Origin of the sequence: Mycobacterium sp. 852002-51971_SCH5477799-a, assembly GCF_001667145.1 — a bacterium.
Classification (GTDB): domain Bacteria; phylum Actinomycetota; class Actinomycetes; order Mycobacteriales; family Mycobacteriaceae; genus Mycobacterium.
This window is the reverse complement of record NZ_LZIF01000015.1, coordinates 1-7,993: the sequence shown is the minus strand read 5'-3', so window position 1 is coordinate 7,993 and position 7,993 is coordinate 1. Positions and strand designations below refer to the sequence as shown.

Sequence of the window (7,993 nt, the reverse complement as noted above, 5' to 3'; positions counted from 1 at the left end):
GCCAGCGCCGCCCCCAACGCCGCCGCCGGAGGGAGGCGGCGCCACCGCCGCATCGAACGGTCCCGCCGATCCACAAACCGAGGACGAACCCGCGGTGCCGCCGCTTCCCCCCGGAGCGCCCGACGGGGTGGTCGGGGTGGCCCCGCACGCCACCATCATCTCGATCCGGCAATCGTCACGCGCCTTCGAACCGGTCAAGCCGCCGCCGGGAGATCCCTACTCCGACGAGAAGGTCAAGGCCGGAACGCTGAATTCGGTTGCGCGCGCGGTGGTTCACGCCGCGAACATAGGCGCCAAGGTGATCAACGTTTCGGTGACCTCGTGCCTGCCCGCCGCCTCTCCGGCCGATCAGCGAGCGCTGGGCGCGGCGCTGTGGTACGCGTCCACCGTGAAGGACGCGGTGATCGTCGCGGCCGCGGGCAACGATGGGGAAGCCGGTTGTAACAACAACCCGACCTATGACCCCTTGGATCCGTCGGACCCCCGGGACTGGCATCAGGTCAAGATCGTCTCGGCGCCCTCGTGGTTCTCCGACTATGTCCTGTCGGTGGGAGCCGTCGATGCCAGCGGCGCCCCGCTCGACAAGAGCATGTCGGGTCCGTGGGTCGGTGTGGCCGCGCCGGGGACCCACATCATGGGCCTCTCGCCACAAGGCGGCGGCCCGGTCAATGCCTACCCGCCGTCGCGTCCGGGCGAGAAGAACATGCCGTTCTGGGGGACCAGTTTCTCGGCGGCCTACGTCAGTGGCGTCGCGGCCTTGGTGCGGGCGAAATTTCCTGACCTCAGCGCGCATCAGGTGATCAATCGGATCGTGCAGTCTGCGCACAATCCGCCTGCGGGCGTTGACAATAAGGTGGGGTACGGGTTGGTGGACCCGGTCGCCGCGCTGACCTTCAACATCCCGCCGGGCGAGCGGCTGCCCCCGGGCGCCCAAAGCCGGGTCATCACCCCGGCGCCACCGCCCCGGCCGCCGGACCACCGGGCACGCAACATCGCCATCGGGTTCCTGGGAACCGTGGCCGCCGGGGTGCTCGTGTTCGCGATCGCGGCGCGACTGCGGAGGGCTCGATGAGGCCCGACCTGACCGGTTTCACCCGCGACAGCAACCGGCGGGTCGTCGGCGTGTGGGTGGTGTTCGTTCTGGCACTCGCGAGCTGGCTGGTGGGCGGTTACATCGGCGCGGCTGTCGCGGTGGTGGTGGGAATCGCGCTGGTGTTCGTGCGCTGGTGGGGTCAGCCAGCGTGGTCGTGGGCCGTCTTGTGGCGGCGCGGCCGGCGTCCGATCGTCTGGACTGCGCCGATCACCGTGGCCAACAACCGTTCCGGGGGCGGCGTCCGCGTACAAGACGGCGTCGCCGTGGTCGCGGTGCAACTACTCGGCAGGGCTCACCGAGCGACCATGGTGACCGGCTCGGTGACGGTCGAGACCGAAAACGTGCTCGACATCGTCGAATTGGTGCCGATGCTGCACCAGGCCCTGGGCCTGCAGCTCGACTCGATCAGCGTCGTCACCATCGGTTCTCGGCACGGCACCACCGGAGACTTTCCGCGGGTGTACGACTCGGAGATCGGAACGCCGCCGTATGCCGGCCGGCGCGAGACGTGGCTGATCATGCGGTTGGCGGTGATCGACAACGCCCAAGCCCTCTTCTGGCGCACGACCGTTGGCGCGGCCGCCATCTCGGTCGCACAACGCATCGCGGGATTGTTGCGCTGCCAAGGACTGCGGGCAAAAGTGGCCACCGCCACCGACCTTGTCGAGCTCGATCGCCGGCTCGGGCGGGACGCGGTGTCGGGAAACGTGCAGAGATGGAAGGCCATCCGCGGAGAAGCGGGCTGGATGACCACCTACGCATACCCGGCCGAGGCGATCACGTCGCGCAACCTTTCTCAAGCGTGGACGCTGCGCGCCGACGAGGTCATCCAGAACGTCACGGTGTTTCCGAACTCCGAATGCACGGCAACGATTACCGTGCGCACGCCGACGCCCGCACCGACGCCGCCCAGCGTGATCCTGCGCCGGCTCAACGGCGAACAGGCAGCCGCCGCGGCCGCCAACATGTGCGGTCCCCTGCCGCACCTGAGGGGTATTCGGCGCAGCCCGCTGCCTGCGCAACTCGTCACCGAGATCGGGCCGTCAGGCGTCCTGATCGGCAAGCTGAGCAACGGCGATCGGCTGCTGATGCCGGTTACCGACGCCGGTGAGTTGTCACGCGTGTTCGTGGCGGCGGACGACCCGATCGCGAAGCGGCTCGTGATCCGCACGGCCGGTGCCGGCGAGCGGGTCTGCGTGCACACCCGCGACATGTCGCGCTGGGTCAGCGTGCGCATGCCGGAGATCAGCGTCGTGAGCAGCTCACGCCCCGCGCCCCGCACCACCGTGAGCGTGGTCGAGTACGCTGCGAGACGGGGCAACGCCTTTGGTGCTGCCGAAGGCGGAGGTATAGAGGCAGCGATCTCACCCACTCCGCGACCGGCGACCGTTTTCACCGTCGCGCCCGCGGGGGCAAGGCTCTCCGAGGGGCAACGACATGGCTTCGAGGTGATCATCGAGCAGATCAGCCCGGCGGTGGTGAACGTCAGTGCAGCAGGGCAGGATTGGCTTGTCGAGATGGACATGTTCCGCGCCGAGAACCGCTACGTCAGTCTCGAGCCGGTAGGTATGTCGGTCGGCACCTAGCAGGTCGGTAAGGCGAGTTTTGAGACACAGTGTGATGAGCGCACGTACCGGTTGCGGCGACAGTACGAAACGGCGCAAGGTGGCTGCCCACAACCTCGGCGACCGTGTCCACGGTGCTCGGGATGGGAGACGCGATGGGTGATTTGCAAACGGCCCGAAGGCATTTCGACCGTGCCATGGCGATCAAGAGCCGACAGGGCCGCGCGGCGGCGTTACCCGAGTTCGTTGCTGCCACCGACGCCGACAAGTTCATGGCCGATGCGTGGCTAGGGCGCATCGCATGCGGCGACAACGACCTGGCCTCGTTGCGACAGCTCTACGCCAGCAGCGAATGGCTGCACCGCGAGACCACGCGCATCGGGCAGACATTGGCCGCCGAGATCCAGCTGGGTCCCTACATCGGCATCACCGTCACCGACGCATCCCAGGTCGGGCTGGCATTGTCGTCCGCGTTGACGATCGCCGGGGAGTACGCCGAGGCGGACAAGCTGCTGGCCAGCCCCGACCTGCTGGACTCGTGGACCAACTACCAGTGGCATCAGTTGGCTCGGACCTTTCTGATGTACCGCACGCAACGCTGGCCGGACGTGCTGCTGACCGCCGCCGAGGAGCTGCCCGCGCACGCCATCGTGATGTCGGCTGTGACGGCGTCGATTTGCGCGCTGGCCGCTCACGCTGCCGCTCACCTCGGGCAGGGCCGGGTCGCCCTGGACTGGCTGGACCGCGTCGACGTGATCGGCCACACCCAATCGTCGTCACGCTTCGACGCCGATGTCTTGACGGCCTCGATCGGCCCGGCCGACATCCCGCTGCTCGTCGCCGATCTGGCCTACCTGCGGGGGATGGTGCACCGGCAGTTGCGCGAGGAGGACAAGGCCCAGATCTGGCTTTCCAAGTCAACCATCAACGGGGTCCTGACCGAGGCGGCCAAGGAAGCGCTGGCCGACCCGAACCTGCACCTGGTCGTGACCGACGAACAAACGATCAACCGCCGCACCGACCGGTGGGACGCCTCCTCGGCCAAGACCCGCGACGAACTCGACGACGACGCCGCCAACGACCGGCGCGCCGAGCTGTTGGCCGAGGGGCGCAAGCTGCTGGCCAAGCAGGTGGGACTGGCCGCGGTCAAGGAAGCGGTCGCCGCGCTCGAAGACCAACTCGAAGTCCGAACGATGCGGCTCGAGCACGGCCTGCCGGTGGAGGGCCAGACCAACCACATGCTGCTGGTCGGGCCGCCCGGTACCGGTAAGACGACCACCGCCGAAGCCCTGGGCAAGATCTACGCCGGCATGGGAATCGTGCGGCACCCCGAGATCCGGGAGGTGCGCCGTTCGGATTTCTGCGGTCACTTCATCGGCGAGTCGGGGCCCAAAACCAACGAACTGATCGAAAAGTCGCTCGGGCGAATCATTTTCATGGACGAGTTCTATTCCCTGATCGAGCGCCATCAGGACGGCACACCCGACATGATCGGCATGGAGGCCGTCAACCAGCTCCTAGTCGCGCTGGAAGCACACCGATTCGATTTCTGTTTCATCGGCGCGGGTTACGAAGACCAGGTGGACGCGTTCCTCACCGTGAACCCGGGTTTGGCCGGCCGGTTCAACCGCAAGCTTCGCTTCGAGTCCTACTCGCCGGCCGAGATCGTCGAGATCGCGCACCGTTACGCGACGCCGCGGGCCAGTCTGCTCGACGACGGTGCGCGTGAATCCTTCTTGGATGCGGCGACGACCATCCGCAACTACACGACACCCGGGGGGCGCCACGGCATCGACGCCATGCAGAACGGCCGGTTCGCCCGCAACGTCGTCGAACGTGCCGAGGGCTTTCGCGACACCCGAGTGGTCGCACAAAAGCGCGCGGGTCAGCCGGTGACGGTGGAGGATCTGCAGATCATCACCGCTGCCGACCTGCAAGCCGCGGTGCGCAGCGTATGTTCCGACAACCGCGACATGGCGGCCATCGTCTGGTGACGGTTACGCGGGCTCGAAGCGGAACACGGCCAGACGGCCCGCCAGTGCTTCGAATTCGTCGGCCGTTCCGTCGCGCACCATCCCCGACCGTTTCGCAAAAGCCACGCCAACCGGAACTTCGGTGGGGAACGCCCGCAGCACCGGCCGGGCCTCGTTGGCGGACAGTTCGACGATCCGGACGGGACGCGACCGTCGGCCACGGCTGAGCGTGCCGACGCCCGCGGCCCGGGCGTTGGCCGCCCAGTCGGCGCCGGGGTAACCGGCCACGACGTAGAGGCCGCCCCGAAAGTTGAAGGGCGTCATCGGCGTGCTGCGGGGCTGACCCGACTTGCGGCCGGGCACGGTGAGCACCATCGCGGGCCCGATCGGGATACCGAGCCGTTGGACCGCCATCATGAACTTGTTCATCGGCTTGAGGTAGCGCGGGGGATGCGGATCGGTCATCTCAGACACCTTCCTTCTCGTTGTCGAACATGTGCCGGTGTTCGGAAACCCAGTGCGCGAACGGGATTGGCGGGCGGCCGAGGATCTTCTCCACATCGTGGGTGATCAGGGCGGGGTTGTCGAGCGTCTCGGCTTGCATCGCGAGGTAGGCGTCGGCGAACCCCGCGCTGAAGCCCAGCCCGATAAACCGTTGCCGCACGGCGTCAGCGGGGATCTCGCGGTACTGCAGCGGCCGGCTCAGGACACCACCGATGACTTCGACCAGCTCCGCGTTGGTGAACGCCTGGGGGCCGGTCAGCGGGATCCGCTGTCCGACAAGCTCATCGGTGAGCAACGCGCGCGCCGCGACGCCCGCGATGTCTGACTCGACGATCGGCGCGGTCGACGCGGCGGCGTACGGCCCGGCGACCACGTCGCCGGCGCGGATCTGCGCGGACCACATGCCGGCGAAGTTCGTCGCGAACACGGTGGGCCGCAAGCTCACCCAGGCCAGGCCGGAGTCGACCGCCAGGCGTTCGACCTCCCTGTTGCGGTCGCCGCGAAACCGGGACGGCTGCCGCGTGACGTCGTCGTCAGCATTGATCGCCGACAGCGCGACCAGCTTGGTGACTCCTTCTGGCCGGCATCGGGCCACGACGTCTTCCAACTGCCCGCCGAGCGCCCGCGAGTTCAGGAACACCGCGGAGGCACCCGACAGCGCGTCGGTGGCCGAACCGAACACCTCCACGCCCGGGGGAAAGCCGGCCGGCGCCGGTTGTCGGGTGACCGCCCGAACTTGGGCGCCCGCGGCGAGCAGTTCGGTGACGAGTGGGCGTCCAACGTTGCCGGTCGCACCGGTGACGACGATGGTCATGAGTGGGTTCCTTTCCGTGAACTTCTTGCACTGCTGAAACGACGGGGCAAAAGGTGGGAAAGTTACATCGCGAACCCCGTAACTTTTTGCCTCAGCAGATCGTCGAAGAGTCATGAACCAGTCGCAGTCCGCCAGCGACCAGGTCAGCGAGGCCTGGCGTCGCCACCGCCCGTACCTGGTCAACCTCGCCTATCAGATGCTGGGCGACATCGGCGAGGCGGAAGACATTGCGCAAGAGGCCTTTCTGCGGCTCTCGCGCGCCGACGTGAACGAGATCGAGGACGCGCGCGGCTGGCTGACCGTGGTGGCGAGCCGCCTCTGTCTGGACCAGTTGCGTTCGGCTCGCGCCCGGTACGAGCGCCCCGGCGATGTCGAGGAACAACCGGCACCGCGTCGCCTGGACCCGGCCGACCGGGTCACCCTCGACGACGAGATCCGCACCGCGCTGCTCGAAGTGCTGCGCAGGCTCAATCCCGGTGAACGGGTCGCCTTCGTGCTGCATGACGTGTTCGGTGTGCCCTTCGACTCGATCTCGGAGACCGTGGGCCGTCCGGTCGGCACCTGTCGCCAGCTGGCGCGGCGTGCACGGTCCAAATTCCATGCGGCACAACCGAACCTGACCGCGGTCGCGCCGTCTGAGCACCAGTTGGTCACCGAAAAGTTCATCACCGCATGCGCCAACGGCGACCTGCATGGGTTGGCCGCGGTCCTGGATCCGACGGTGTGGGGCGTGGGCACGATCCTCGCGGACCCGGCGCCGCCACCACAGATCAACCACGGGCCGGATGCCGTGGCCACCAACTTGTTGCGCTACTTGTGGCCGGACGTGACCCTGGTGTGCGGTCCTGCCGGGGGGCCGGTGCTGCTGGCCTTCAGTGAGCGCCGCCTGTTCGCTGTCATCGTGCTGACGATCGGCGGATCCCGGGTTCGCAAAATCGAGGCGATCGCGGACCCCTCCGCGCGGGCTTAGTCGTGCTGGTTCGTCGGCCCCGACGTTTTCGCGCCGTCGGGACGGGCCGCGAAGTAGCCGGCGATGGTCGCGGTGACCTCGAGGAACTTGCGGCGCGTTGCCGGCGCCATTTCCTGGCTCACGTCGATCACGCCGCCGGGCCGCAAATGGGGGTCGAACGGCACCTCGATGACCGGGCGGCCGTGATCGGTGAATTCGCGGGCGAGCAATGCCCGGGTGCGTTTGTCGGCATGCCCGTCGGAGTCGTTGAGCACCACAAGGGTGCGCTGCAGCAGCGTGGTCAAGCCGTGATCGGTCAGCCACTCCATGGTCCGCGCCGCGGCGGAGGCGCCGTCGGCCCACGGCGAAGACACCACGATCAGCGCATCCAGGTCGCGTAGGACTTCCTGGGTGAGCGGGGAGTCCATCGTCGAACCGCAGTCGATGACCGAGATCGTGAAATGGCGGTCCAGCCGCAGCGCGGCCTCCCGGTAGATCGCCGGATCGAGCACTCTGCGCGGGCCCGACGCAGGTTCACCGGCGAGCACGTGAAGTCCCGCGGAATTGCGTCCCAACCGCGCCACCACGTCGTCGAAGGACCGCAGGTTCTTGTCGGCGGTGAGTTCCCAGAACGAGCCAGTCGACGCCGGATCGATTCGGCTGCTGAGCCTGCCGAACGCGGTGTCGGCGTCGATCGCCACGACGTGGTCTTGTCTGCGGAGCGTGGCGAGCAGTGAACCCACACTCGCGGCCACCGACGTCTTTCCCACGCCGCCCTTGCCCAGCACGCCGACCTTGTAGTTGCCGTACAGGCGGGTCCGGATGGCGGCTTCGAACTGGGCCTCTTGCTGCTGGGCGGGGGAGGGGCCCAGGTTGATCAGGCCGAAGCTCGCCAGCCGCAAGGCGCGTCGCCAACCGCGGTCGGGTAACTCCCCGCCGCCCTGCTGGAGATCGGATTGGGGCCCCTGCGGCGCTGCCGCGGGGGGAGGGAGATGGGCCGGCTGTCGGGCCGGTGGCCGAAACGATGGCGGAGCGGACTGCGGCGGCGCCGGTGACCAGGCTTGCGGGGGCCCCGGCGGCCGGGCCGGTGGGGGC

The 7,993-nt window shown here is 68.1% G+C and carries 7 protein-coding genes; 4 read left to right on the top strand and 3 right to left on the bottom strand.

Features of this window, described 5'->3' with window-relative positions; all coding sequences use genetic code 11:
* From mycP to eccA, 3 genes are all read left to right on the top strand, one after another.
* The coding region (gene mycP, locus A5753_RS01785) for a type VII secretion-associated serine protease mycosin (RefSeq protein ID WP_067122622.1) at positions 1-1,072 on the top strand (1,072 nt) is incomplete at its 5' end.
* A complete protein-coding gene (eccE, locus tag A5753_RS01780; RefSeq protein ID WP_067122616.1) occupies positions 1,069-2,679 on the top strand; it encodes a type VII secretion protein EccE in 1,611 nt (536 codons plus the stop codon). The genes mycP and eccE, both read left to right, overlap by 4 nt.
* 122 nt (positions 2,680-2,801) lie before the next feature.
* Positions 2,802-4,652, top strand: a complete 1,851-nt coding sequence (eccA, locus tag A5753_RS01775) for a type VII secretion AAA-ATPase EccA (RefSeq protein WP_369829282.1) — start codon at positions 2,802-2,804, stop codon at positions 4,650-4,652.
* Between the two features lie 3 nt (positions 4,653-4,655).
* Here the strand turns inward: eccA and A5753_RS01770 are convergent, their stop codons facing one another.
* Both A5753_RS01770 and A5753_RS01765 read right to left on the bottom strand, forming a co-directional pair.
* Positions 4,656-5,096 (bottom strand): nitroreductase family deazaflavin-dependent oxidoreductase, encoded by a 441-nt coding sequence (locus A5753_RS01770; protein WP_067122613.1) that lies wholly within the window; start codon positions 5,094-5,096, stop codon positions 4,656-4,658.
* Between the two features lies 1 nt (position 5,097).
* Positions 5,098-5,949: an NAD(P)H-binding protein gene (locus A5753_RS01765; protein ID WP_067122610.1), complete on the bottom strand. Its 852-nt coding sequence runs from the start codon at positions 5,947-5,949 to the stop codon at positions 5,098-5,100.
* Between the two features lie 112 nt (positions 5,950-6,061).
* Here A5753_RS01765 and sigI point away from each other — a divergent pair, with 112 nt between their 5' ends.
* Positions 6,062-6,919, top strand: a complete 858-nt coding sequence (gene sigI, locus A5753_RS01760) for an RNA polymerase sigma factor SigI (protein ID WP_067122608.1) — start codon at positions 6,062-6,064, stop codon at positions 6,917-6,919.
* On the opposite strand, the gene A5753_RS01755 is transcribed toward sigI, so the two are convergent.
* Positions 6,916-7,993, bottom strand: a 1,078-nt coding sequence (locus tag A5753_RS01755) for a MinD/ParA family protein (RefSeq protein ID WP_231989959.1), incomplete at its 5' end; no start/stop codon positions are given. The genes sigI and A5753_RS01755 overlap by 4 nt on opposite strands.